General features: G+C 41.8%; 27 protein-coding genes. 22 read left to right on the top strand and 5 right to left on the bottom strand.

Going from position 1 to position 22,662, the window contains the following annotated elements; genetic code table 11:
- The first annotated feature begins 142 nt into the window (after positions 1-142).
- Positions 143-466: an iron-sulfur cluster biosynthesis family protein gene (locus tag MKX49_RS14720; protein ID WP_048680197.1), complete on the top strand. Its 324-nt coding sequence runs from the start codon at positions 143-145 to the stop codon at positions 464-466.
- A gap of 43 nt (positions 467-509) precedes the next feature.
- Here the strand turns inward: MKX49_RS14720 and MKX49_RS14715 are convergent, their stop codons facing one another.
- Complete coding sequence (locus MKX49_RS14715) at positions 510-1,409, bottom strand: alpha/beta hydrolase (protein ID WP_340876879.1); 900 nt, start codon at positions 1,407-1,409, stop codon at positions 510-512.
- A gap of 130 nt (positions 1,410-1,539) precedes the next feature.
- Between MKX49_RS14715 and MKX49_RS14710 the strand changes: the two genes are divergently transcribed.
- The gene (locus MKX49_RS14710) at positions 1,540-1,800 is read left to right on the top strand and encodes a YqkE family protein (RefSeq protein WP_048680192.1); all 261 of its coding nucleotides are present in this window, start codon (positions 1,540-1,542) and stop codon (positions 1,798-1,800) included.
- A 163-nt stretch (positions 1,801-1,963) separates the two neighbouring features.
- On the top strand, positions 1,964-2,401 hold the full coding sequence (locus MKX49_RS14705; RefSeq protein WP_323597769.1) for a MarR family winged helix-turn-helix transcriptional regulator: 438 nt from the start codon (positions 1,964-1,966) through the stop codon (positions 2,399-2,401).
- Positions 2,402-2,449: 48 nt separating this feature from the next.
- Here MKX49_RS14705 and MKX49_RS14700 read toward each other — a convergent pair whose 3' ends face one another.
- The 3 genes from MKX49_RS14700 to mciZ form a co-directional block, all read right to left on the bottom strand.
- Positions 2,450-2,875, bottom strand: a complete 426-nt coding sequence (locus MKX49_RS14700) for an Ohr family peroxiredoxin (protein ID WP_053535641.1) — start codon at positions 2,873-2,875, stop codon at positions 2,450-2,452.
- 221 nt (positions 2,876-3,096) lie between these two features.
- Positions 3,097-4,005 carry an aldo/keto reductase gene (locus MKX49_RS14695; RefSeq protein WP_048680187.1) on the bottom strand — a complete coding sequence of 303 codons (909 nt, stop codon included), beginning with the start codon at positions 4,003-4,005 and terminating at the stop codon, positions 3,097-3,099.
- A 56-nt stretch (positions 4,006-4,061) separates the two neighbouring features.
- Positions 4,062-4,223 carry a Z-ring formation inhibitor MciZ gene (mciZ, locus tag MKX49_RS14690; RefSeq protein ID WP_072273199.1) on the bottom strand — a complete coding sequence of 54 codons (162 nt, stop codon included), beginning with the start codon at positions 4,221-4,223 and terminating at the stop codon, positions 4,062-4,064.
- 75 nt (positions 4,224-4,298) lie between these two features.
- Here mciZ and MKX49_RS14685 point away from each other — a divergent pair, with 75 nt between their 5' ends.
- Complete coding sequence (locus MKX49_RS14685; protein ID WP_048680183.1) at positions 4,299-4,850, top strand: NUDIX hydrolase; 552 nt, start codon at positions 4,299-4,301, stop codon at positions 4,848-4,850.
- Positions 4,851-6,032, top strand: a complete 1,182-nt coding sequence (locus MKX49_RS14680) for an endonuclease Q family protein (RefSeq protein ID WP_340876877.1) — start codon at positions 4,851-4,853, stop codon at positions 6,030-6,032.
- Between the two features lie 36 nt (positions 6,033-6,068).
- Here the strand turns inward: MKX49_RS14680 and MKX49_RS14675 are convergent, their stop codons facing one another.
- Positions 6,069-6,632 (bottom strand): GNAT family N-acetyltransferase, encoded by a 564-nt coding sequence (locus tag MKX49_RS14675; protein WP_048680179.1) that lies wholly within the window; start codon positions 6,630-6,632, stop codon positions 6,069-6,071.
- A gap of 139 nt (positions 6,633-6,771) precedes the next feature.
- On the opposite strand from MKX49_RS14675, the gene spoIIM reads away from it, so the two are divergent.
- The 17 genes from spoIIM (at position 6,772) to lysA (ending at position 22,506) form a co-directional block, all read left to right on the top strand.
- Entirely contained in the window at positions 6,772-7,419 is a 648-nt protein-coding gene (spoIIM, locus tag MKX49_RS14670; RefSeq protein ID WP_048680177.1) for a stage II sporulation protein M, read from the top strand.
- A 119-nt stretch (positions 7,420-7,538) separates the two neighbouring features.
- Positions 7,539-7,988: a ferric iron uptake transcriptional regulator gene (gene fur / locus MKX49_RS14665; protein ID WP_034311309.1), complete on the top strand. Its 450-nt coding sequence runs from the start codon at positions 7,539-7,541 to the stop codon at positions 7,986-7,988.
- Between the two features lie 166 nt (positions 7,989-8,154).
- Positions 8,155-8,382 carry a YqzK family protein gene (locus MKX49_RS14660; protein WP_034308153.1) on the top strand — a complete coding sequence of 76 codons (228 nt, stop codon included), beginning with the start codon at positions 8,155-8,157 and terminating at the stop codon, positions 8,380-8,382.
- A 5-nt stretch (positions 8,383-8,387) separates the two neighbouring features.
- Positions 8,388-9,281: a site-specific tyrosine recombinase XerD gene (gene xerD / locus MKX49_RS14655; RefSeq protein WP_340876876.1), complete on the top strand. Its 894-nt coding sequence runs from the start codon at positions 8,388-8,390 to the stop codon at positions 9,279-9,281.
- Positions 9,282-9,580: 299 nt separating this feature from the next.
- A complete protein-coding gene (gene deoB, locus MKX49_RS14650; protein ID WP_048680166.1) occupies positions 9,581-10,783 on the top strand; it encodes a phosphopentomutase in 1,203 nt (400 codons plus the stop codon).
- Positions 10,784-11,596 carry a purine-nucleoside phosphorylase gene (locus MKX49_RS14645; protein ID WP_048680164.1) on the top strand — a complete coding sequence of 271 codons (813 nt, stop codon included), beginning with the start codon at positions 10,784-10,786 and terminating at the stop codon, positions 11,594-11,596.
- Positions 11,597-11,663: 67 nt separating this feature from the next.
- Positions 11,664-12,968, top strand: a complete 1,305-nt coding sequence (locus MKX49_RS14640) for a pyrimidine-nucleoside phosphorylase (RefSeq protein WP_048680161.1) — start codon at positions 11,664-11,666, stop codon at positions 12,966-12,968.
- Between the two features lie 206 nt (positions 12,969-13,174).
- Positions 13,175-14,341: a D-alanyl-D-alanine carboxypeptidase family protein gene (locus MKX49_RS14635; protein WP_034308145.1), complete on the top strand. Its 1,167-nt coding sequence runs from the start codon at positions 13,175-13,177 to the stop codon at positions 14,339-14,341.
- A gap of 131 nt (positions 14,342-14,472) precedes the next feature.
- Positions 14,473-14,823, top strand: a complete 351-nt coding sequence (gene spoIIAA, locus MKX49_RS14630) for an anti-sigma F factor antagonist (protein WP_034308142.1) — start codon at positions 14,473-14,475, stop codon at positions 14,821-14,823.
- A gap of 1 nt (position 14,824) precedes the next feature.
- Positions 14,825-15,265: an anti-sigma F factor gene (spoIIAB, locus tag MKX49_RS14625; RefSeq protein WP_034308139.1), complete on the top strand. Its 441-nt coding sequence runs from the start codon at positions 14,825-14,827 to the stop codon at positions 15,263-15,265.
- A 13-nt stretch (positions 15,266-15,278) separates the two neighbouring features.
- On the top strand, positions 15,279-16,046 hold the full coding sequence (sigF, locus tag MKX49_RS14620; RefSeq protein ID WP_034308137.1) for an RNA polymerase sporulation sigma factor SigF: 768 nt from the start codon (positions 15,279-15,281) through the stop codon (positions 16,044-16,046).
- Between the two features lie 282 nt (positions 16,047-16,328).
- The gene (locus tag MKX49_RS14615) at positions 16,329-17,618 is read left to right on the top strand and encodes an NCS2 family permease (protein ID WP_048680228.1); all 1,290 of its coding nucleotides are present in this window, start codon (positions 16,329-16,331) and stop codon (positions 17,616-17,618) included.
- Positions 17,619-17,776: 158 nt separating this feature from the next.
- Positions 17,777-18,394 (top strand): stage V sporulation protein AA, encoded by a 618-nt coding sequence (locus MKX49_RS14610; protein WP_034308133.1) that lies wholly within the window; start codon positions 17,777-17,779, stop codon positions 18,392-18,394.
- Complete coding sequence (locus MKX49_RS14605; RefSeq protein WP_034308131.1) at positions 18,384-18,806, top strand: stage V sporulation protein AB; 423 nt, start codon at positions 18,384-18,386, stop codon at positions 18,804-18,806. Before MKX49_RS14610 ends, MKX49_RS14605 begins: the two co-directional genes overlap by 11 nt.
- 43 nt (positions 18,807-18,849) lie before the next feature.
- On the top strand, positions 18,850-19,455 hold the full coding sequence (locus MKX49_RS14600) for a stage V sporulation protein AE (protein ID WP_340876874.1): 606 nt from the start codon (positions 18,850-18,852) through the stop codon (positions 19,453-19,455).
- On the top strand, positions 19,436-20,902 hold the full coding sequence (locus tag MKX49_RS14595) for a spore germination protein (protein WP_445670167.1): 1,467 nt from the start codon (positions 19,436-19,438) through the stop codon (positions 20,900-20,902). The genes MKX49_RS14600 and MKX49_RS14595 overlap by 20 nt, the downstream gene beginning before the upstream one ends.
- A 275-nt stretch (positions 20,903-21,177) precedes the next feature.
- Positions 21,178-22,506, top strand: coding sequence for a diaminopimelate decarboxylase (gene lysA, locus MKX49_RS14590; RefSeq protein ID WP_063594058.1), 1,329 nt, complete (start codon positions 21,178-21,180; stop codon positions 22,504-22,506).
- Positions 22,507-22,662 lie beyond the last annotated feature (156 nt).

The raw sequence follows: 22,662 nt of genomic DNA, 5'->3' as shown, positions 1-22,662 counted from the left end.
AATCGGCATTTGTTAGAACGGTCCATGAGGAAAGTGATTTCCGTGAGGGCAGATCTTGCATAAGGAAGCAGGCAGTTTCGTTAACAGAAACGTTTTTATCGTTTATAATGGGGGAATGCAAAGACATCGGGAGGCAGCAATCATGTATATTGAATGGACGGAAACAGCGGCTGAGAAAATAGCCGGTAAGGTACAGGGACAAGAAGGATATTTACAGTTGAAATATGATACTGATGGCTGCGGCTGCGTGGTAAGTGGTGTGACGGCGCTATGGTGGGTCAACGAACCTGAAGAAGGTACCGAAAAAGTGGAAACAAACGGAATTCCGCTATATGTGGAGAAATCAAAAATGATTTTTCTTGATGAAGTCATGAAAATAGACTTTGTTGCGGAAGCGAACAGCTTTCAATTAAAAAGTCCGAATCAAATCTTAAATCCGAGGATGAGCTTTTTTAATAAAATCTAACTAAAAGCAAAAGAGGGGATCGTGGATACCCTCTCTTTTCTTCTCAGACAAGTTTTAGAAACTGATCGATTTGATCTTCATATTCTTTTGGATTTTCATTATAAGATTGAGCGTGGGCCCCTTTTTTAGCGATGTACAGCTGTTTTGGGCCCTCTTTTGCTGCATATAATTCCGCTGTCATGGAAGCGGGAATGAAACTGTCATTTTCACTATGGATGAAGAGCACGGGTTTTCGGATATTTTTCATATAATCGATTGGGGACACTTCATTGGTCCAATATCCGTCACGGAGTTTGATGAACGTACGCCCGAGCGGAAATACGGTCCAAGAAGGAACTGGGACTTCATGCTTGAGCTGGTGTTTGATCTGATCCTCGAAGTTTGAAAATGGACAGTCGGCAATGTAAAAATCAGCACCATCTTCAAGCATTCCGGCATATAAAAGCAGGGTTACGGCCCCCATGGATTCTCCATGAATGCCAATATGAAGGTCGGGCCCTTTGCGTCTTTTCAATTCATCGATTACGGCCTTCAGGTCGAATTTTTCATAATGTCCATAACTGCTCGTCTTGCCACCGGAATCCCCATGCCGGCGGTGGTCATAAATGATCGCATTGAAGCCCCGCTTAAGAAAAATGTTCATGTACTTAATCGAATTGACTTTGTTCTCCGTCACACCATGAGAAATGACCACCCACTTTTTGGTGTCATGCGGTTCGATAAACAAGCATTTCAAGGAATATCCGGATGGTGACGATACCCAAATTTCCGATTTAGGCAGATTATCAAAATCCTCCGTGATCAGGCGTTTAGCCATGATTTCACGATTCTGGATAAAATCATCTTCCTTCTTTTTCATGTACATGATCCGATTGGAAAAATAAAGGCCGACGCCGATGATATACGCTAGGATTCCAGCCAGTGTAAACCACCATTTCTTCATGAAAGGACCTCCTCGATTGATTTTCTTTATTTTACCATGAGGGAAATGGGAAAACACTGTCTGAAAACCATGATGAGGAAAACGGCAGTCGTGATATAATAATTTCATAAATGGCCAGGAGGTTTTAAGGATGAAAAAGAAACAGCCGCGAAAACAAAATCAAAGCAAAAACCAAGATAAAGATTCATCTTCATTGAAACTCGGTGATATGATCAATCAAGATATCATGTCCCAGCTTCGTCAAAAGCAAAAAGAACTTAATGAGGCTGAACAAGAGAAAAGGGAAGCGGAAGAAGAAAAAAAACGTGAAGAAAGAAAGCGGCGGGAGAAGAATAAATCATTCGAAGAACTATTGGGTGAAAGCAATTTGAACTGGAAGAACTATAAATAAAAACAGGGAGCAGTTAAAATTTTAAAAGGGCTGGCTCCCTTTTTCTGTTCAGGAAGATTTATTCCTTGCTGATATTCCTTTATTTTATAAAGTATAACGATTATATTAAAGATAAGTTCGATATGCTTTCATATCGGATGGACTACTATTAGCTGGTGATAGGATGCAAAATAAAATAGAAAAAGTACTGGAAGACCAATTATGTTTCCTGCTTTATGCAAGTTCGCGGGAAATGACGAAGAAATATAAACCGCTGCTTGATAAACTTGAAGTGACATATCCTCAATATCTTGTTCTGCTTCTATTATGGGAACAGGATACACTTACAGTAAAAAAACTTGGGGAGCTCCTTGCCCTCGACTCAGGAACGCTTACCCCCATGTTGAAACGAATGGAGCAGAATGGCTTGATTGTCCGTGAACGTTCCACTGAAGATGAACGGTCTGTCATGATTAAGTTGACGGAAAAGGGACTTGGTTTACAGGAAGATGCCTGTTTCATTCCCGATCGCATTTCGGCAATGTCGGGTGGGGATAAGAAGGTGGTTGAGGATTTAAAAGCTTCGCTGCTCCAACTATTGAAAACATTACAGGAATTTTAGCGAAGAAAAGACGCTTGGGAACCCCAAGCGTCTTTTTATTGATTGGATTTAGTCTACATCTATTTCAAAGGCGACATCCACATTGCCATTGATTGCTTTTGAATAAGGACACATTTGATGCGCTTTATGAACAAGGGTTTCGAAAGTTTCCTTGTCGACCCCGGATCCCTTCACAGCCAAAGTTACAGCCAAGCTGTACTGATGCATCTCACCCATCAATAGACTGACGCTTGCGGTAACTTTTGAATCGAAAGAAACGCGTTCGATTTTACCAACTGATTGCAAAGCGCTATCAAAACATGCAGCATATCCAGCTGCAAAAAGCTGTTCCGGATTAGATGCTTCAGGCATCTGTTTAGCCCTTGGTGTTCCAGGCATCGCAATATCAACTGTGAAATTGCCGTCAGCAGAAATTGCCGTTCCTTCTCTTCCGCCATCGACTGTTACAGAGGTTGTAAATAATGTTTTTGTCATCATTTTTTCTCCCTTATCTTTTTATTTTAATTGTGCACAACTGAATTGTACAATATTAATTTTGGGATGTCCAATGAAAAGTTTAAAACCGTTAAATTAGAATGATTGGAAACTTGAAGTTGGTAAAGAAGGCGAAAAAAAGATGGAACGGAAAAAGGCTGACTATCCCGTTGGTTAAACGGAGATAGAGCAGCCTAAAGGTTTGTCCTGACATTTCTTTTTTAATTCCGGTGACTTTCATATTTGTTCACTTTGGTCAACCGCTTCAGGATATCCAACTCGGTGGTGGACAGTGAAGGGCTGTTGGCAGCTTGGCAATTATCACGAAGCTGCTGTACTGAGCTTGCGCCTGGAACAACGGTAGCTACGCTTTGATGGGACAATACATATTGAAGTGCCGTTTCATTCAACTTCCTATCGGAAAGTTTGTCCTTTATTTGCGGAAGCAAATCTTTAAGTTCGTGATAGCTATAGTCAAGGTATCCATCCTCATTTGCCTTTTCAAGCATTTTTTCACTGAGCAGCCCTTTGGCAAGGGGGCCACGGGCGATCATGCTGATTTGTTTGTTGGCCAAAAGGGACAGCCACTCTTCTGGGCGGCGGTCGAGCAGATTAAACTGCATCATCACGGAATCAAGCTCAGACTTTTCAGTGAATTCCTTGATGACATTCGGACGAATCGAGGAAATTCCATAATATCGGATATAGCCTTCTTTTTTCAAATCTTCAAATGCTTCTACCGTTTCTTCGATATTGTCTGAAATGGTGCCGCCATGTAACTGATAAAGATCAATATAATCAGTCCCCAATCGCTTTAAGCTATCTTTTACTGCCGTTTTAATATGAGCGCCGGATGGGTCCCAGCTCCAGGAATCTTTATTTTCATTCCAGCGGTTTCCGACCTTGGTGGCTATGTATACCTTATCGCGGACCGATTTTAAATTCTTTCCGACGATTTCTTCATTCATACCGAAATCATATAAATCGGCCGTATCAAAATAATTGATTCCTTCATCTAAAGCGGCCTGTATGATTTCGGATGCCTGATTTTCAACAGTCCCCAATGACATGCATCCAAGCCCGATTTCAGAAACTAGCAAGTCAGAATTTCCTAGTCTGCGTTTTTTCATGTTATCCACTCCCTTTACATTCATTGTAAAGGAGAAATCCATTTCACTCAAAGAATTCACTTGATCCGTTTTAAAGGAGTGGGTGGCACCTGATCGTGAATGTCGGCAATCCAATCATTGACATAGACATATTGATTTTGTAATTGCTTTAGTTTTTGAAGGATTTCCCAGCTCTTTCCGGATAAAGTAACGCTTTTTTCCAATACGTAAACTTTCATTAAATCGCCCTCCATCTCTATTATGGTAAAATGTATGAGGAATCATGCTGCAATTAGAACAGAGGAGTGGTCACGATGAAAAAATTTGAAGAAAAAACGCTGTCTTCGAAAAAAATCTTCACAGGAAAAGTAATCAGCCTGCAAGTGGATGATGTAGAGCTTCCTGATGGGAAAACGGGTAAACGTGAAATAATCAAGCATCCGGGAGCGGTTGCCGTCATAGCTCTCACGTCAGAAAATAAAATCATCATGGTTGAACAGTACCGTAAAGCGCTGGAGAGAAGCTTGGTGGAAATTCCTGCAGGGAAGCTTGAAAAAGGCGAAGAACCGGTTCTGTCGGCTAAACGGGAGCTGGAAGAGGAGACAGGTTATGAATGTGAAAAAATGGAGCACATCATATCCTTCTATACATCCCCAGGTTTCGCCGATGAATTGGTCCACCTGTATGTGGCCCACAATTTGAAAAAGAAAGAAAATGCGGCACCGCTGGATGAAGATGAATTTGTCGAAATGCTTGAACTCACGCTGGAGGAAGCTCAAACTTACATGGATGAAGGGAAGATCCAGGATGCCAAAACGGCATATGCAGTTCAGTATCTGCAGTTGAAAAAGGCGATGACATCATAAATGAAAGAGTTTTACGCTGACCTGCATATCCATATAGGCAGAACGAGAAGCGGAAGGGCCGTGAAAATAACAGGTGCTAAAACGTTAACCTTCAGCAATGTGCTGCAAGTGGCAAGTGAAAGGAAGGGCCTTGATCTAATCGGGATAATCGATTGTCATTCTCCTGAAATTATCGAAGAGATCGAAGCGGGGATTCTTGATGGCGAAATCACGGAAAAGACTGAAGGCGGACTTCAATATAAGAATACAACCATCATTCCGGGCTCGGAGATTGAAATTTATGATCATAATTGTAATGGACCGATCCATGTCCTCGCCTATTTTCCCACTTTAAAAGCGATGAAGGAATTCTCCTCATGGATGAGCGGACATGTTAAAAATATCACCTTAAGCTCCCAAAGGATTTATTGTGATGGAAGAACGCTGCAAAAAACCGTGAAGTCACTGGGCGGCCTGTTTATCCCGGCACATGTTTTCACCCCATTTAAAAGCTTATATGGAAAAGGGGTGCGATCAAGTCTGACTGAAGTATTCGATCCGGAGCTAATTGATGCCATCGAGCTTGGTTTAAGTTCAGATACAGAAATGGTCAAGGATATCGAGGAGTTGGACTCCTATGTATTCGTAACAAATTCCGATGCGCATTCGCTTGGGAAAATCGCTCGTGAATATCAAAAAGTCCTGCTTGAAGAACCAAGTTTCAATGAGCTGGCAAAAGCCCTTAAAGAAACAGGGGATCGTAAGGTGACCGTTAATTATGGATTGAACCCCTTATTGGGAAAGTATCACCAAACCGTATGTTCAGGGTGTTTACATCAGGTATTGAGGGATAGTGAACAATGTCCTGAGTGTGGTAATAAATCCATTATTAAAGGGGTATCGGCCAGGATTGAAGAACTCTCCGTTTCCGGGATGGACAGAAGAGACGGAAAGGAAAGGCCGCCGTATATCCATCAAGTGCCACTCGACTTCATCCCGGGACTCGGACCTAAATCCATGGAAAAACTGCTGGTGGCATTTGGAACAGAGATGAATATCCTTCATGAAGTTACGCTTGAACAGCTAATGGAAATCGTTCCTGAAAAATTGGCGGTCTACATCGATTCTGCCAGAAAAGGGACGCTTTCTTTTGAAGTGGGGGGCGGAGGAAAGTACGGAAAGGTCAAAAAGGAATTATCCTGAAAAAAGTCCTGACAGATGAGATCTGTCAGGACTTTTTTAATTTGTTGTTTTTGCATAAATGGAGGTGTCCCGCACTTCCATGCCATCTGCACTAAGGCAGTCATTACGCAAAATTCCTTCAAGGGTGAATCCCAGCTTCTCGGGAATCCGTTTGCTGGCAATATTATTAGGATCACAGCGGATTTCGACCCGTTTTGCACCGTAATGGTAAAAGGCGAATTTAGTTAACTTTTCCACTGTCTCCGTTATGTAGCCCAGTTTACTGAATCTCGTATCAATCCAATAGCCAATTTCGAATTTAGGAATATCCCAGTTGATTCGGTGCAGACCAGTGGAACCGATGAATTGATCGTCTTCTTTCCTATAAATATGGAGTCTTATATCCTCTTTTAAAATAAAGTCCGCAAAGGCCTTAAGGACGTTCTGTTCAGAAGTTTCCAATGAAACATCTTGATGGGCAAACGGCAGCCACTGTTTCAATTCAGGTTTAGAATGGACAATGGCTTCGTAAAGGTCCGGGCCATCGCCAGGCTGACAAGGTCTTAGATATAATCGAGGTGTTTCAATTTTTTCGGGAAAATCCATTAATATAGCTTTCATATCCTGCCTCCATCTCATTGATATGGAAAATTATAACATAAATTGGGTTCAATGTGTTCGGCTGAAGGGGAAAGTTTTCTTAGCATAAATGAAAGAGTGAAAACATAGATTCTAGTAAGCGGAGTTGGGAGGATGAAAGATGAAAAAAAAATCTGTCGTACAAAATGCCGTAATGAAACATATTAACGAACATTCCTCATTATATGTCTTTATCACTGTGCTTTTTTTGATGGGTGTCATTTTTGGGGCAATATTGGTGAATAGTTTGAGCTTTACCCAAAAGGAAGACTTGTTCTATTATTTATCGCAATTTTTCGGACAAGTATCCAAAGGTGAATTTGCATCTTCGCATGATATGTTCAGCCAAAGTATTATGCATAATATAAAATATATCGGGGTCATCTGGATTCTCGGAATATCGGTCATCGGTTTGCCTGTCATCCTGGTTTTGTTATTTATAAAAGGGATGGTCGTTGGATTCACGGTCGGCTTTTTAGTCAATCAAATGGGATGGAGCGGGTTCTTATTATCGTTTGTCGCTATTCTGCCCCAAAATATATTCATCGTCCCGATATTCATCGTAATAACCGTCCTTGCCGTTTCACTATCCATGAAAATGATCAGCCGGATTTTCCTTAAGCAGGTTCGTGAACCGCTGAAGCCGATAATTTCACGGTATATTTTCTCATTGGTTTTGTCGGGGTTATTCTTGATTACGGCTGCTGTATTTGAAGCGTACCTATCCCCTTCTTTAATGAAAAATGTCGTAAGTTTATTGGGTCATTGATGGAAATATACCGTTCCCGCAAATTTTTTTATCATTAACAAGAAATCTATTTTGACAGTTTTCCCTCTTTTGATATAATGGATAAGATAGCGGCGCGGGAGGGAATATTAGGTATGGAAATAGAAAACAGAATTGATAGGATAAAAAAGCAGTTACACTCGTCCAGCTACAAATTAACGCCTCAGCGAGAAGCGACCGTCCGCGTTTTACTTGAGCATGAAGAGGATCATTTAAGCGCAGAAGACGTTTACCTCCTTGTCAAAGAAAAGTCGCCGGAAATTGGATTGGCAACAGTTTACCGTACGCTAGAGTTGCTGACTGAATTGAAAATAGTAGATAAAATTAACTTTGGAGACGGGGTTTCCCGTTATGATTTAAGACAAGAAGGAGCTGCGCATTTCCATCATCATCTTGTTTGTGTGGAATGTGGTGCGGTAGATGAGATCCAGGAAGACCTACTTGAAGACGTAGAAGACATTGTGGAACGCGACTGGAACTTCAAGATAAAAGACCATAGATTAACCTTTCATGGCATTTGTCATCGATGTCATGACAAAGAAGAAAATTAAGGTGAGTGAAGTCGGACCTTTTCCATTTAATGGAGAAGGTTTTCTGCATTTTAATAGCTGGTTTTCTCAAGTAAGAGCTGTTTTTGTTTTCTCCTTTCCGAAACACGTATAAAACTTGTCCTGTTGGGCATAGATTGATACAAAGGGTCGAATGGGAGGGGAAAGGATGAAAACATCATTATCGCTTATTTTGCACACGGCTAAAGTGATGATTCTCTTTGTTAGCTTCACTGTTCTTTTTTATATAGGAATGGTATGGTTAAATCAGGAATATCAAAGTTATCATCGTTATGATGAACCGAAAGGCATGGCTGTAAAAGTATCGAAGGCTGTTGATACGGGTGATGATGCATGGCTTGAACGCCTAATGTTGTTTTATTTAAACGGGGAGTAATGAATATGGAGAATCAAATTAGGGATTTCATTCATTTTTTAACCATTGAAAAAGGACTTGCCAAGAATACGCTCGTCTCGTATGAGCGTGACTTAAGATCATATTGGAGCTTTCTGAAAGATGTTGAAACCATTGAAGATTGGAATGATTCGCGGCGGGTGAACATCCTGCATTTTCTCGTGCAGTTAAAGGATCAAGGGAAATCATCGAAGACGGTGGCGCGTCATATAGCTTCCATTCGTTCTTTTCATCAATTTCTTCTAAGGGAAAGAGTAACAAATCAGGATCCGTCCATACATATAGAAACGCCAAAACCGGAACGAAGCCTTCCAAAGGTATTAAGCATGGAAGAGGTTGAAGCACTATTGGAAGCCCCGAAGAAAATGGATGAATTCGGATTACGCGATAAGGCAATGCTCGAACTGATGTATGCGACGGGTATGCGTGTCAGTGAGTTGATATCCATGGATGTGAGTGATGTCCATGCATCGATGGGTTTTGTCCGTTGTGTAGGGAAAGGAAATAAAGAGAGGATCATTCCGATTGGACAAACTGCATTGGGTGCGATTGAACAATATTTGGAAAGTTCCCGAGGGAAAATGGCCAGCCCCAAGCACAGGACAGATTCACTTTTTTTGAATCATCATGGAAACAGGCTGACAAGGCAGGGATTTTGGAAGATTCTAAAAAAACTTGTAAAATCGGCACAAATTGAAAAAGAAATTACACCGCATACACTGAGACATTCTTTCGCGACACATCTATTGATGAATGGGGCTGATTTACGTGCCGTCCAAGAAATGCTTGGTCATGCGGATATTTCGACAACTCAAATTTATACACATATTACGAACGTACGGATCAAGGATGTCTATTCAAAATTCCATCCGCGAGCTTAAAGGATTAATAGAATGATAGAAAGGTTGTGAATTTAAACTGCAAGGCAGTTGAAGGAGCAGCCTTTTTTCTGTGTCGGCAAGACGGCTATAAGGGATGCTGATGATTCTAACGCACATCTTATGGCACTTTGTTTCATTCCGAAATATATTATTTGTCTCCATCATGGTAATCGTTTACAATGTAGAGAGGTCAGACTTCTGACGTTCTTGCGATTTCATTTAAATGAAGAGTAACTGTGCAGAATAAGGGTATTATAGAGAGTATAAAAAGTGATTTACTATTTTAGGAGGAATGACTCATGAAAGGGAATTCAGCATTTAAACGAATATTTGTAATAGTTATGGATTCAGTTGGGATTGGCGAAGCACCTGATGCAGATTTATTCGGCGATAAAGGTGCGGATACACTCGGCCATATCGCAGAAAAAATGAATGGATTGAACATGCCGACTCTCGCAAAATTGGGTTTAGGCAATATCCGTGAAATCAAGGGAATTGAAAAAGCTCAGCAACCTCTCGCATACTATACGAAAATGAAGGAAGCCTCTACAGGGAAAGATACGATGACTGGACATTGGGAAATCATGGGGTTGAATATATCGACTCCATTCCGTGTATTTCCAGATGGTTTCCCGGAATTATTAGTCAATGAACTCGAGGCGAAAATGGGTCGGGGAATTATTGGGAATGTCCCGGCAAGCGGTACGGAAATCATTGAGAGGCTTGGCGAGGAACATATGAAAACGGGTGCGCTGATTGTATATACATCAGCTGATTCCGTATTACAGATTGCTGCACATGAAGATATCGTCCCGATAGATGAATTATACAAGATTTGTGAAATTGCCCGTGAAGTGACAATGGCTGATGAGTTCAAGGTTGGACGCGTTATTGCCAGACCGTTCACTGGTGAACCAGGCAACTTCAAAAGAACGCCTAACCGTCATGATTATGCATTGAAACCGTTTGACCGGACAGTAATGGATGAATTGAAAGATTCTGGATATGATGTCCTTGCAATCGGGAAGATCTCGGATATCTTTGATGGGGAAGGTGTAACTGAATCATTAAGGACCGTATCCAATATGGATGGAATGGATAAATTAATCCAAACGGTAGAACAGGATTTCAAAGGGTTAAGTTTCCTTAATCTAGTCGACTTCGATGCTTTATACGGTCACCGCCGCGACCCAGAGGGATACGGAAAGGCATTGGAAGAATTCGATGCTCGGATGCCTGAAGTCCTTGATAAACTGAAAGAGGATGATTTATTGATCATCACTGCCGATCACGGGAATGATCCGGTCCATGAAGGAACTGATCACACACGTGAATATGTACCATTGTTAGTCTATTCCAAAAGATTTACAGAAGGTGCCGAACTCCCGATAAGAGATACATTTGCTGATATTGGGGCGACGGTCGCTGCTAATTTTGATGTGAAAATGCCTGCCTTCGGAAAAAATATATTGGGCGATCTAAATTTAGGGGAGAATAAATAGATGTTTAATAAAATAGAGACTGCTGCGTCATTCATAAAAAGTAAAATTGAAGGCTCTCCGGAGATAGGACTGATTCTTGGTTCCGGACTTGGAGTATTGGCGGATGAAATTGAAAATCCGATAACGATTCCTTACCACGAAATCCCGGAATTCCCGGTATCGACTGTTGAAGGACACGCTGGACAGCTTGTCATTGGACAATTAAGTGGCAAAAAAGTTGTCGCGATGCAAGGACGTTTCCACTTTTATGAGGGTTACTCCATGGAAAAGGTCACTTTCCCTGTCCGTGTAATGAAACTTCTTGGTGTTGAACAGTTAATCGTAACGAATGCTGCCGGAAGCGTTAATGAAAGCTATCAACCAGGTGACTTGATGCTCATTACGGATCATATTAATTTAATGGGGGCAAACCCATTGATTGGTCCTAATGAAGAGCGTTTCGGCCCTAGATTCCCTGATATGTCGGAAGCTTATAATAAAGACCTTCGGACGCAAGCAAAAAAAATAGCAGCTTCACTAGGATTGGATATTAAAGAAGGTGTCTATATCGGTAATACAGGACCGACCTATGAGACACCGGCAGAAGTGAAAATGGCAAGGATCCTTGGCGGGGATGCAGTTGGTATGTCGACAGTCCCGGAAGTTATCGTAGCAAGGCATAGCGGAATGAAGGTGCTCGGAATCTCATGCCTTACCAATATGGCCGCGGGCATTCTGGATCAGCCTTTGTCACATGAAGAGGTAATTGAAACGACTGAAAAAGTGAAAAGCAGTTTTCTTGAATTTGTTAAGCAAATCGTTAAAGACATATAAAACGAACCAAAAAAAATACAAGTACACCTAAAGAAAATCGGTGTCTTTAAAAAGTGGGGATTCTAATATGAGAATGGTAGATTTAATCGAGAAAAAGCGTGATGGAAAGGCTCTTACTACAGAAGAAATACAGTTCATCATCAATGGGTTTACCGATGGATCGATTCCGGATTACCAAATGAGCGCTTGGTCAATGGCTGTTTATTTTAAAGGCATGAATGAGCAGGAACGTGCTGATCTAACCATGGCAATGGTCGAATCGGGAGATCAAATTGATTTATCGATGATTGAAGGAATTAAAGTCGATAAACATTCAACAGGCGGTGTGGGCGATACCACAACTCTAGTGCTTGGACCATTGGTTGCTGCTGTTGGTGTTCCAGTGGCAAAGATGTCAGGACGCGGTCTTGGCCATACAGGCGGGACGATCGATAAGTTGGAGTCTGTAAAAGGATTTCATGTCGAAATAGAAAATGACGAGTTCATCCGACTTGTCAATAAAAATAAGATAGCTGTCATTGGACAAAGCGGTAACCTGACTCCGGCCGACAAAAAGTTATATGCATTGCGCGATGTTACAGGTACCGTTAACAGTATCGGTTTGATTGCTGGCTCGATCATGAGTAAGAAAATCGCCGCTGGTGCTGATGCAATCGTACTTGATGTTAAAACGGGAGCGGGCGCTTTCATGAAAACTCTCGAAGATTCCGAAGAATTGGCGCATGCAATGGTTAGCATCGGAAACAATGTGGGACGAAACACGATGGCTGTCATTTCCGATATGAGCCAACCGTTGGGTTACGCTATCGGAAATGCTTTAGAAGTGAAGGAAGCAATAGATACGCTTAAAGGGGAGGGACCGGAAGATTTAACGGAACTTTCTTTAACACTGGGAAGCCATATGGTATACCTTGCCAAAAAGGCAAGCTCGCTGGAAGAAGCAAGAACCTTGCTGGAAAATGCGATCAAGGATGGTTCTGCACTTAACTCATTCAAGATTTTCCTGGAAGCGCAGGGAGGCGATGGTTCGGTTGTAGATCAGCCGGAAAAACTACCGCAGGCTGCTCATACTTTCGAGCTGGAAGCGAAAGAGGACGGATATGTATCGGAAATCATCGCTGATGAAGTAGGAACGGCAGCCATGCTGTTAGGCGCCGGGCGGGCGACAAAAGAATCAGAGATTGATTTGGCAGTCGGTCTGGTACTTCGTAAAAAAATTGGGGAAACCGTGGCAAAAGGTGAATCACTTGTGACGATTTACAGCAATTTCGAAGATGTTTCAAAGGTAAAAGAAAAATTGTATGAAAGCATTGCGATTTCCAAAGAGAAAATAGAAAAACCTACATTGATCTATAAAGAGATCATGGAATAAACATTTTCCAAAAAAGGCCGCGCTTTTGAGCGGCCTTTTTACGTTTATCCCATTGAATTCTTAAAAGAGGATGCCCATGCGCATCCTCTTTTAATTTGGTTCACTTTGTTACCCTATATCCAGTATATGTTCAAAATTCATCTTTATTTGTATAAAAATGGGTTTAATGGAAAAAATAAAAAATATAAAGATTGGAGGGTATGGAGATGAAGCGGATTCTTTCTGTATTTTTAACCGTTTTGGTAGCATTGGGTTTTAACATCCCGCATACAAAAGCAGCTGAAGAAAAAGGAGTCGAATTGGCGGCAAATGCTAAATCCGCTATTTTGATTGAACGGGATACAGGTACTGTTCTCTATGATAAAAATGCAGACGATCGCCTTTCACCGGCAAGCATGACGAAAATCATGACGATGCTGCTGATCATGGAAGCGATCGATAAAGGCGAACTCAGCATGAAGGAGAAAATCAGGACTAGTGAGTACGCAGCGTCGATGGGCGGTTCCCAGATCTTCCTCGAGCCAGGTGAAGAAATGACCACGGAACAAATGCTTAAAGGCATCTCGATTGGTTCGGCGAATGATGCATCGGTGGCGATGGCTGAACGTCTAGCTGGATCGGAAGAAGAGTTTGTCAGGGAAATGAACAAAAAGGCGAAAGACCTCGGGTTGAAAAATACAAAGTTCCAAAACGCAACGGGACTTCCTGTTAAAGATCATTACAGTTCGGCACATGATATGTCGATCATGGCGAAGGAATTATTGAAATACGATACGATTACAAGGTTCACGGGTACATATGAAGATTATCTCCGTGAAAATACCGAAAAGAAATTTTGGCTTGTCAACACAAATAGGTTAGTGAAATTTTATCCTGGGGTCGATGGACTGAAAACAGGATTCACAAATGAAGCGAAATATTGTTTGACAGCGACTGCTAAAAAAGGGAATATGCGTGTCATTGCCGTCGTTTTCGGAGCCGTTTCTCCAAAGGAACGAAACGCTCAGGTCACCAAGATGTTAGATTATGCATTTTCACAATACATCACATACCCTATTTATAAACGCGGTGAGGTGTTAGGTGAAGCCAAGGTAAGTAAAGGACAAAAGAAAACCGTGGTGGGCGTCACAAGTGAACCTATTTCAGTTTTGACAGCCAAAAACGGAACGGCAAAGGACTTTACAAAAAAAATCACGCTTGATAAAGATTTGGATGCCCCGATTAAAAAAGGTGATGAAATTGGTACGCTTGAATTGAAGAAAAACGGTAAGGTATATGTCGAATCTCCGATTGTTGCGAAGGAAACTGTTGATAATGCCAGCTGGTGGCAATTGTATAAACGGGCTTTCGGCATGTTTACCCAGGCGAAATAGAATAAATTGTCGCATTGCCTGTTAATCGTACTAATTTAGGCGAAACTCCACTAGTTTTGCTAGTAAGGAGGAATCGGCAGGTGAAAAAGAGAATTTGACTCTTTATAAGACAGTGAAGGAGGCTGTATATAATGAGTCTTACGATTAATATGGAGGCGAAAAATCGCGTATTGTGCATTCGTCTCAAAGGTGATTTAGATCATCATACAGCAGAAAAATTGAAAAATCAGGCAGAGGCAGCCATTCAAAAGCATAATATCAAGCATATCATCCTTAACATGGAAGAATTGGATTTTATGGACAGTTCAGGGCTCGGAGTTATTTTGGGCCGTTATAAGCAGGTAAACAAAAAGCAAGGTGAAATGGTGGTCTGTGCAATTTCTCCAGCAGTAAAGCGGTTATTTGAGATGTCAGGGTTGTTTAAAATTGTTAAAATGGAACTATCCGAAAAAAACGCTTTGCAAAGACTGGGGGTTGCCTAATATGAAAAATAAAATGGAAACGAAATTTTCTGCACTTAGCCAAAATGAATCTTTTGCCAGGGTAACTGTTGCGGCATTCATTGCCCAATTGGACCCGACGATGGATGAATTGACAGAGATCAAGACTGTCGTGTCAGAAGCCGTTACGAATTCGATCATCCATGGGTATGAGAGTGACCCGGAAGGTTGGGTCTACATTTCAGTGGTCATCGAAGGCGATACTGTGGAATTGACCATCCGGGATGAAGGACTGGGCATTGAAGACGTCGAGGAGGCTAAACAGCCGTTATTTACGACAAAACCCGAACTTGAACGTTCCGGTATGGGATTCACCATCATGGAAAACTTCATGGATGAAATCAATATAATTTCCCATAAGGGCGAAGGCACGATCATTCGATTAAAAAAGCACTTAACTACAAGCAGAGCTTTGTGCAATTAAGGGAGACTTGCATATGGATGTGGAGGTTAAAAACGAGAAGAGCAAGAAAGGCCAGCCCCATTTAAAAGATGAGGAATTGCGGAATTTAATCCAACGCAGCCAGAGCGGTGACCAAGATGCAAGGAATCTGATTGTCAATAGCAATCTGAGGCTTGTATGGTCAGTAGTGCAAAGATTCCTCAATCGAGGTTACGAACCGGATGACCTTTATCAAATAGGCTGTATAGGTCTGTTGAAGTCCGTGGATAAATTTGACTTATCGTTTGAAGTGAAATTCTCAACGTATGCTGTGCCTATGATCATTGGTGAAATCCAACGTTTTATCCGTGATGACGGAACGGTTAAAGTAAGCCGGTCATTAAAGGAAATGGCGAATAAAATTCGCAGGGCCAAAGAGGAACTTTCAAAAACGTATGGCCGCGTTCCGACTGTCAATGAATTGGCGGAACATCTAGAGCTGTCGCCAGAGGAAATCATCATGGCCCAAGAAGCTAGCAGGAGCCCTTCATCGATCCATGAAACGGTTTACGAAAATGATGGAGATCCGATTACTCTTCTTGACCAGATTGCCGACCATAATGAAACATCCTGGTTCGATCAAATCGCTTTGAAAGAAGCCATACATGAATTGAATGAACGTGAAAGGCTGATTGTTTTCCTGAGGTATTATAAAGATCAGACGCAATCGGAAGTGGCGGCAAGGCTTGGTATTTCCCAAGTTCAGGTATCAAGGCTGGAAAAGAAGATTCTTCAGCAAATGAAAAACCACATGAATCAGTGATTCATGTGGTTTTTTTTTATTGAGCTGAAAATAAATACTGATTTTAGGAAAAAGTAAAAGTGATTTAAGATGAAACTAGGGATGGGCTCGAATTTTTAGTTGAATTTAGGAATAAAAACGAATATTATAGTAAAGGTCGCGTTTCTCATTCGTTTTTTTTATCTTTCTTTCAATGAATAATGATCAGGAAAAACGTCGATGCAGTACAATATTAGGACACCTTGTCTTTTCGTGCAAACGGTTGTCGGTGATTCCTTTAGATCTGGAGGTCTAAATATGTTTATGGAAAAGTTTTTCTCCCTGAAAGAAAATGGGACGGATGTCCGTACAGAAGTCATGGCGGGTGTTACGACATTTTTAACTATGGTTTATATCCTCATTGTGAATCCGGCTTTATTGTCTTCAATCGGAATTCCATTTGAACAAGTTTTCATGGCAACGGTCATATCAGCGGTGATTGGTACCCTAATCATGGGGCTTGTTGCAAAATACCCGATTGCGATAGCACCAGGGATGGGCTTGAATGCTTATTTTGCAAGCGTGGTGGGAGCACAGGGCCTTTCATACCAGACCGTATTCGGTACGGTTTTCATTGCTGGTTTGCTATTTCTATTAATTAGCGTGACTAGCTTGCGTAAAATGATAATTGATGCGATTCCCAACTCATTAAAATACGGCATCACATCCGGAATTGGTTTATTCATTGCGTTTATCGGATTGAAAAATGCTGGAATCGTAGTGCCAAATGAATCAACGATGGTGACGCTTGGCGATTTGCATCAGCCTGGAACCGTTTTAGCATTAGCAGGTTTATTCATTACCTTGATTTTTATGGCCCGTAATATAAAAGGGGCCATTTTCATTGGCATGATCGTTACGGCAATCATTGGCTACTTTATCGGTTTGCTCAACTTCGATGGGGTCTTATCTGTACCTCCAACACCGGTATTTTTCGATATCGATATTGCTGGGGTCTTCACGAATTCTTTATATTCAATTGTTTTCGCCTTTTTACTTGTGACGATCTTCGATACGACAGGTACCTTGATTGGCGTGACAGAACAGGCAGGACTAACGAAGGATGGGAAAATCCCTCGTGCCAAGAAAGCCTTTTTAGGTGATGCGATTGCGACTACAGTCGGCTCGATGTTTGGTACAAGCCCATCGACTGCCTATGTGGAATCGAGCACGGGAGTGGCCGCAGGCGGACGTACGGGATTAACAGCTACTGTCGTGGCAATCTTGTTTGCTGCATCGATTTTCTTTTCTCCATTGATATCGGCAATTTCTTCCGTTCAAGCAATCACAGCTCCCGTTTTGATCATCGTGGGATGTTTCATGATGGAAGGGCTGGCTAAAGTCAATTGGAAAATTTTTGATGAGGCATTTCCGGCATTTGCGATCATTTTAACGATGCCGCTTACTTCAAGTATATCTACAGGGATTGCAATTGGGTTCATCACATATCCCCTAATGAAGGTATTCAGCGGAAAAGGAAAATCGGTACATCCGCTCATTTATATTTTTGGATTGATATTTTTGGTTCAGCTTATTTTCTTCCCCACTCATTAATAGATGAATGTAAACCAAAAAGACATGCTGTCATTGCAGCGTGTCTTTTTTTGGTTTCAAATTAGTAATATTTGGACATGGTTCACTTCCTGCATTTTCAAACTGCTTCCAATCCATACTACTAGCATAAGGAAATAAAAGGTCGGGATGTGATGATAATGGCAGTTGTATATATCAGGATGAGGAACCGTGTACAAGCAAAGGGAAATCAAACGGTGAGGATAAAAGATATTGCAAGGATAATCGGGCCTGAAGAAGTGATTACCAAAATTGAAGAAATCATATTATTAACGGTCAAGAAGGAAGATAAGAATATTATTGTCATTGATTTAGCTCAAGTTATCATGGCCATCCGCAAGGTGGATCCGACTATTGAAGTGGAAACATTCGGCCCTTCCCAAACGATCATCGAAATCATCCTCTCGAAAAAGAAAATGTCATACCTGACATTCGCCTTAGTTTGGTTTTTGTTATTTGTCGGCGGCGGGATGACGATCATGAATTTTCATGTGGATGTCAGCATGGGGGAAGTGCATCAAAAAATCTTTACTATAATAACGGGAAAAGTGGAAGATAAGCCGTTATTGATCCAAATCCCATATAGCTTCGGCCTTGGTATGGGCATGATTCTATTTTTTAATCATTTCTTTAAAAAACGCTTCAATGAGGAACCTAGTCCGCTCGAGGTTGAAATGTTCAACTATCAGCAGGATTTGGACCGTTATGTAATCATGAATGAAAATAAGGAAAACGTGCGCCACCTTGATGACCGGTAAAATCATCTTCGGAATCTTTGTCGGTTTAGCCGGGGGTTTTGCGACAGGTGCCGGTTTTGTAGCGTTTTTAACTGTACTTGGGGTGATTCCAAGACTGACTCAGCTGACAAAAACAATGAAAATGATACATTACTACGAAGGAGCCATCATTGCCGGAGTTGTCGCAGGAACATGGTTAGGATTACAGGAAACGGAACTTTCCCTTCCGCATTTTCTTTTAATTCCGATCGGTTTGGCTGACGGGATATTTAATGGGATGCTTGCGGCTGCCTTAACTGAAGTCCTGAATGTATTTCCAGTTCTTTCAAAACGAATCGGAATTCAAGAGAAGATCATTTATCTGTTAATGGCACTCGTATTGGGGAAAATAGCCGGATCATTATTCCAATGGATTTATTTTGTCGACTTATAAGTGTAAGAGGTAACTATTCCTGATGATGAAAGGTAGGCCCAAGATGGTGACCAAACGAAAAGTGATATTGATTACGGATGGAGATGAGTATGCGAAACGGGCTGTCGAGCATGTAGCCAAGGAAATAGGGGGAAGATGTATCTCCATGTCCCAAGGTAATCCATCACGATATACGGGCATGGAGTTAGTTGAATTAATAAAAAAGGCGAAGTATGATCCTGTATTGGTCATGTTTGATGATAGCGGTTATATAGGAGAAGGATCAGGCGAACAGGCAATGAAGGTAGTTGCCGGACACCCTGATATTGATGTCCTTGGCGTGATAGCGGTCGCTTCAAAGACTAGAAGGGAAGAATGGACCAAGGTGGATATCTGTATTGACCGTGACGGTAACTTGACACCGAACGGGGTTGATAAATACGGCGCCGAGGAATTTGAACTGGGCAAGATAACAGGAGATACGGTGTATTGCATCGATCAATTACATGTTCCCATAGTAGTTGGGATAGGGGATATCGGAAAGATGTCCCATCAGGACGATTTTAAAAGAGGAGCACCGATAACGAAGCTAGCGGTGGAAATCATATTGGAAAGGAGTGGTCATGATGACTTCAGAAAAACCTCAAAACATGATGCCGATTCCGAGTAGGGTAGCGGAAGTTGACGCATACATGGAAGAGAAAGTAGGTCTAGGCGTCAGCTTTGACTTAGGGGTAAGAAAGATAAAGGTATTAAGAAAAGATGTACATATTTACTATATAAACGGGCTGACGGATACGGAGTACATCATTGATATCCTCGATTCTCTCATTCATAACAAAAATGCCGATATCGTGTCTACTAAAGTTTTTGATGTAGTCAAAGACTTGCTCGTACACCAATCCGTTCAGGAAATAAAGACGATGGATGAGCTTGTTGATCAGGTATTATCCGGTTTAATCGTCGTTGTTGTTGATGGTAAACCAATAGGGCTGGTCGTGGATGTCAGGAGTTATCCTGGGAGACAGCCAGTAGAACCCGATACGGAAAAAGTCGTCCGTGGATCAAGGGATGGTTTTGTCGAGAATATCATCATTAACACAGCGATAACCAGACGAAGAATCCGGGATGAAAGATTACGTTTCGAAATGCTGCATGTAGGGGAACGATCGAAATCGGATATTTCCATCGGCTACATTAAAGATATTGCCGATCCCGATTTAATAGAAATCGTTCGTAAGGAATTGAATAATATTGAGGTTGATGGCATAACGATGTCTGATAAAACGATCGAAGAATTCATCGTAAAGCAAAGGTATAACCCATACCCGCTTGTCAGATATACGGAACGGGCTGATGTGGCGGCAACGCATTTACTTGAGGGCCATGTCCTTATTTATGTGGATACTTCACCGAGTGTCATCATTACCCCGTCCACCCTTTTTCATCACATGCAACACGCTGAGGAGTATCGGCAGGCACCTGCCGTTGGGACCTTGGTGCGCTGGGTCCGGTTTCTCGGGATTTTCGTTTCGTTATTCTTGCTGCCGATTTGGTTATTGTTTTGTTTAGATCCTTCCCTCCTGCCGGAAAAGTTCGAGTATATCGGGCCGAATGAAAAAACGCATATACCCATTGTGTTCCAAATCTTCATTTCCGATATAGGGATAGAATTTTTAAGGATGGCAGCCGTTCATACCCCGACCCCGCTTTCCACGGCAATGGGATTGGTTGCGGCGGTTTTGATAGGGCAAATAGCGATAGATGTCGGCCTATTTGTTCCTGAAGTGGTTCTCTACGCTTCCGTAGCGACAATCGGTACATTTGTGACTCCGAGTTTAGAATTGGGGGTTGCAAATAAAATTACCCGTTTAGTACTGATAGTGTTGGTCGCTTTATTTAAAGTGCCTGGCTTAGTCATAGGCATCACACTCTATTTGATCATGCTCACTAGTATAAAAACGTTAAATACACCTTATTTATGGCCGCTTCTCCCGTTTCAGCCGAAGGCCTTGTCACATATAATATTTAGAAGACCTTATCCAGGTTCTATAGAACGTCCGAGCATTGTACATCCCCAGGATCTATATAGGCAGCCGAGAAAATCTAAAGGTTGATGTTGTCGAAAAGTTGTGGTAATTTATTTTTATTCGGATAAAGCGATAAAGTTAGGCTTAACAAAGAGATAATGCTACTATGACTCTTTGGAGTTTAAACCAATCTGTCTTTCCCTTCGAACTACTAAGCAGTCATAGAGAACAATATTTACATGGGATAATTGATTCGGATGAGGCTTGTTCATATAGAGGACCTTTTAGAACGGGTTTTCTTTATTTGAGGCTGCCTCATTTCTTATTAATCTTTAGTTTTAAGTCAGGAAGGTGAGGCTATCATGCATTTGTACGGAACCGGGGGTGTCAATGAACGTGGACATCTGGAGATTGGCGGAGTGGACACGATCGAATTGATCGAACAATTTGGTACACCATTATATGTTTATGATGTAGAACTAATTCGCGAACGGGCGAGGGGGTTCAAGAGAACTTTTGAGGAATTGGGGATTTCAGCACAAGTTGCTTACGCAAGTAAGGCCTTTTCTTCGATTGCCATGATCCAGTTGGCTGAGCAAGAGGGACTTTCTCTCGATGTTGTCTCAGCGGGGGAATTATATACGGCAATTAAGGCAAATTTCCCAACAGAACGGATTCACTTCCATGGAAATAACAAAAGTGAAGAAGAGCTACATATGGCTTTGGATCATGACATTGGCTGTATAGTAGTCGATAATTTTTCAGAGTTGACACTGTTGGAAGAAATTTGTACAAACCGTGAACAAAAGGTGAAAATCCTTCTTCGTGTAACACCGGGTATTGAAGCCCATACGCATGATTATATTTTGACAGGGCAAGAAGATTCGAAATTTGGTTTTGATCTTATTAACGGCCAGGCAGAAGCTGCCCTTCGACAAGCGCTTCATAGTGAGTTTCTGGAAGTTCTTGGATTGCATTGCCATATCGGTTCCCAAATCTTTCAAACGACCGGTTTCCTTCTGGCAGCCCAAAAAATTATCGGCAAGCTGAGTGATTGGCACGGTTCGGTAGGGTTTCAACCACAGGTATTGAATCTCGGAGGGGGATTCGGGATTCGGTATACACAAGAGGACGACCCGCTACCGGCGTCTCAATATGTTGAGGAGATCGTGAGGGAAGTGCAGAACCTGATTGCTGATTCTGATTTAGTGATGCCTGAAATCTGGATCGAACCTGGCCGTTCATTGGTCGGAGACGCAGGTGTGACACTGTACAAGGTGGGTTCTGAAAAGGAAGTTCCTAATGTCCGTAAATATATTGCCGTAGATGGGGGCATGAGTGATAATATACGTCCCGCTCTTTACGAAGCTAAATATGATGCCATTCTTGCAAACCGGCCGCTTGACCCTGTGGAAGAGACAGTGTCCATTGCCGGCAAATGCTGTGAAAGCGGAGATATGTTGATTTGGGATTTACCATTGCCAAAAGCCGGCCGCGGTGATGTCTTGGCGGTATTTTGTACAGGGGCATATGGATATTCCATGTCGAATAATTACAATCGCATTCCGAGACCGGCTGTCGTCTTTGCCGAAAATGGAGAAGCCCGGTTGGTCATCAAACGCGAAACTTACGAAGATCTTATTCATTTGGACTTGGCCCTTCATGAAGCGGCAGTCGTCAATAAAGAATAGAAAAAAAGGATGGCATTAGCCATCCTTTCAGTTTGTAAATAAAGGGCCTTTGGAAAACGTAACTTTGCTCAAATGATATTCCCGAACCAAATAACCAATAGAAATACCTTCAAGACCTCAGGAATTGTTTCTATCTAAATTTTATATCAAAGTTGA

It is taken from the genome of Peribacillus sp. FSL M8-0224, from assembly GCF_038003055.1.
Taxonomy (GTDB): domain Bacteria; phylum Bacillota; class Bacilli; order Bacillales; family DSM-1321; genus Peribacillus; species Peribacillus frigoritolerans.
This window is presented reverse-complemented; position numbering and strand designations above follow the sequence as displayed.

Excerpts from the sequence above, each read along its gene's own strand:
- xerD (WP_340876876.1), top strand. The coding sequence starts at position 8,388 with ATGGAGAATCAAATTAGGGATTTCATTCATTTTTTAACCATTGAAAAA.
- lysA (WP_063594058.1), top strand. The coding sequence starts at position 21,178 with ATGCATTTGTACGGAACCGGGGGTGTCAATGAACGTGGACATCTGGAG.
- MKX49_RS14660 (WP_034308153.1), top strand. The coding sequence starts at position 8,155 with ATGAAAACATCATTATCGCTTATTTTGCACACGGCTAAAGTGATGATT.
- MKX49_RS14645 (WP_048680164.1), top strand. The coding sequence starts at position 10,784 with ATGTTTAATAAAATAGAGACTGCTGCGTCATTCATAAAAAGTAAAATT.
- spoIIM (WP_048680177.1), top strand. The coding sequence starts at position 6,772 with ATGAAAAAAAAATCTGTCGTACAAAATGCCGTAATGAAACATATTAAC.
- spoIIAB (WP_034308139.1), top strand. The coding sequence starts at position 14,825 with ATGAAAAATAAAATGGAAACGAAATTTTCTGCACTTAGCCAAAATGAA.
- MKX49_RS14680 (WP_340876877.1), top strand. The coding sequence starts at position 4,851 with ATGAAAGAGTTTTACGCTGACCTGCATATCCATATAGGCAGAACGAGA.
- MKX49_RS14700 (WP_053535641.1), bottom strand. The coding sequence starts at position 2,875 with ATGACAAAAACATTATTTACAACCTCTGTAACAGTCGATGGCGGAAGA.
- MKX49_RS14715 (WP_340876879.1), bottom strand. The coding sequence starts at position 1,409 with ATGAAGAAATGGTGGTTTACACTGGCTGGAATCCTAGCGTATATCATC.
- deoB (WP_048680166.1), top strand. The coding sequence starts at position 9,581 with ATGAAAGGGAATTCAGCATTTAAACGAATATTTGTAATAGTTATGGAT.
- MKX49_RS14635 (WP_034308145.1), top strand. The coding sequence starts at position 13,175 with ATGAAGCGGATTCTTTCTGTATTTTTAACCGTTTTGGTAGCATTGGGT.
- MKX49_RS14720 (WP_048680197.1), top strand. The coding sequence starts at position 143 with ATGTATATTGAATGGACGGAAACAGCGGCTGAGAAAATAGCCGGTAAG.
- MKX49_RS14685 (WP_048680183.1), top strand. The coding sequence starts at position 4,299 with ATGAAAAAATTTGAAGAAAAAACGCTGTCTTCGAAAAAAATCTTCACA.
- spoIIAA (WP_034308142.1), top strand. The coding sequence starts at position 14,473 with ATGAGTCTTACGATTAATATGGAGGCGAAAAATCGCGTATTGTGCATT.
- MKX49_RS14695 (WP_048680187.1), bottom strand. The coding sequence starts at position 4,005 with ATGAAAAAACGCAGACTAGGAAATTCTGACTTGCTAGTTTCTGAAATC.
- MKX49_RS14600 (WP_340876874.1), top strand. The coding sequence starts at position 18,850 with ATGGTGACCAAACGAAAAGTGATATTGATTACGGATGGAGATGAGTAT.
- MKX49_RS14595 (WP_445670167.1), top strand. The coding sequence starts at position 19,436 with ATGATGCCGATTCCGAGTAGGGTAGCGGAAGTTGACGCATACATGGAA.
- MKX49_RS14610 (WP_034308133.1), top strand. The coding sequence starts at position 17,777 with ATGGCAGTTGTATATATCAGGATGAGGAACCGTGTACAAGCAAAGGGA.
- MKX49_RS14705 (WP_323597769.1), top strand. The coding sequence starts at position 1,964 with ATGCAAAATAAAATAGAAAAAGTACTGGAAGACCAATTATGTTTCCTG.
- MKX49_RS14710 (WP_048680192.1), top strand. The coding sequence starts at position 1,540 with ATGAAAAAGAAACAGCCGCGAAAACAAAATCAAAGCAAAAACCAAGAT.
- MKX49_RS14615 (WP_048680228.1), top strand. The coding sequence starts at position 16,329 with ATGGAAAAGTTTTTCTCCCTGAAAGAAAATGGGACGGATGTCCGTACA.
- sigF (WP_034308137.1), top strand. The coding sequence starts at position 15,279 with ATGGATGTGGAGGTTAAAAACGAGAAGAGCAAGAAAGGCCAGCCCCAT.
- MKX49_RS14640 (WP_048680161.1), top strand. The coding sequence starts at position 11,664 with ATGAGAATGGTAGATTTAATCGAGAAAAAGCGTGATGGAAAGGCTCTT.
- MKX49_RS14675 (WP_048680179.1), bottom strand. The coding sequence starts at position 6,632 with ATGAAAGCTATATTAATGGATTTTCCCGAAAAAATTGAAACACCTCGA.
- mciZ (WP_072273199.1), bottom strand. The coding sequence starts at position 4,223 with ATGAAAGTTTACGTATTGGAAAAAAGCGTTACTTTATCCGGAAAGAGC.
- MKX49_RS14605 (WP_034308131.1), top strand. The coding sequence starts at position 18,384 with ATGACCGGTAAAATCATCTTCGGAATCTTTGTCGGTTTAGCCGGGGGT.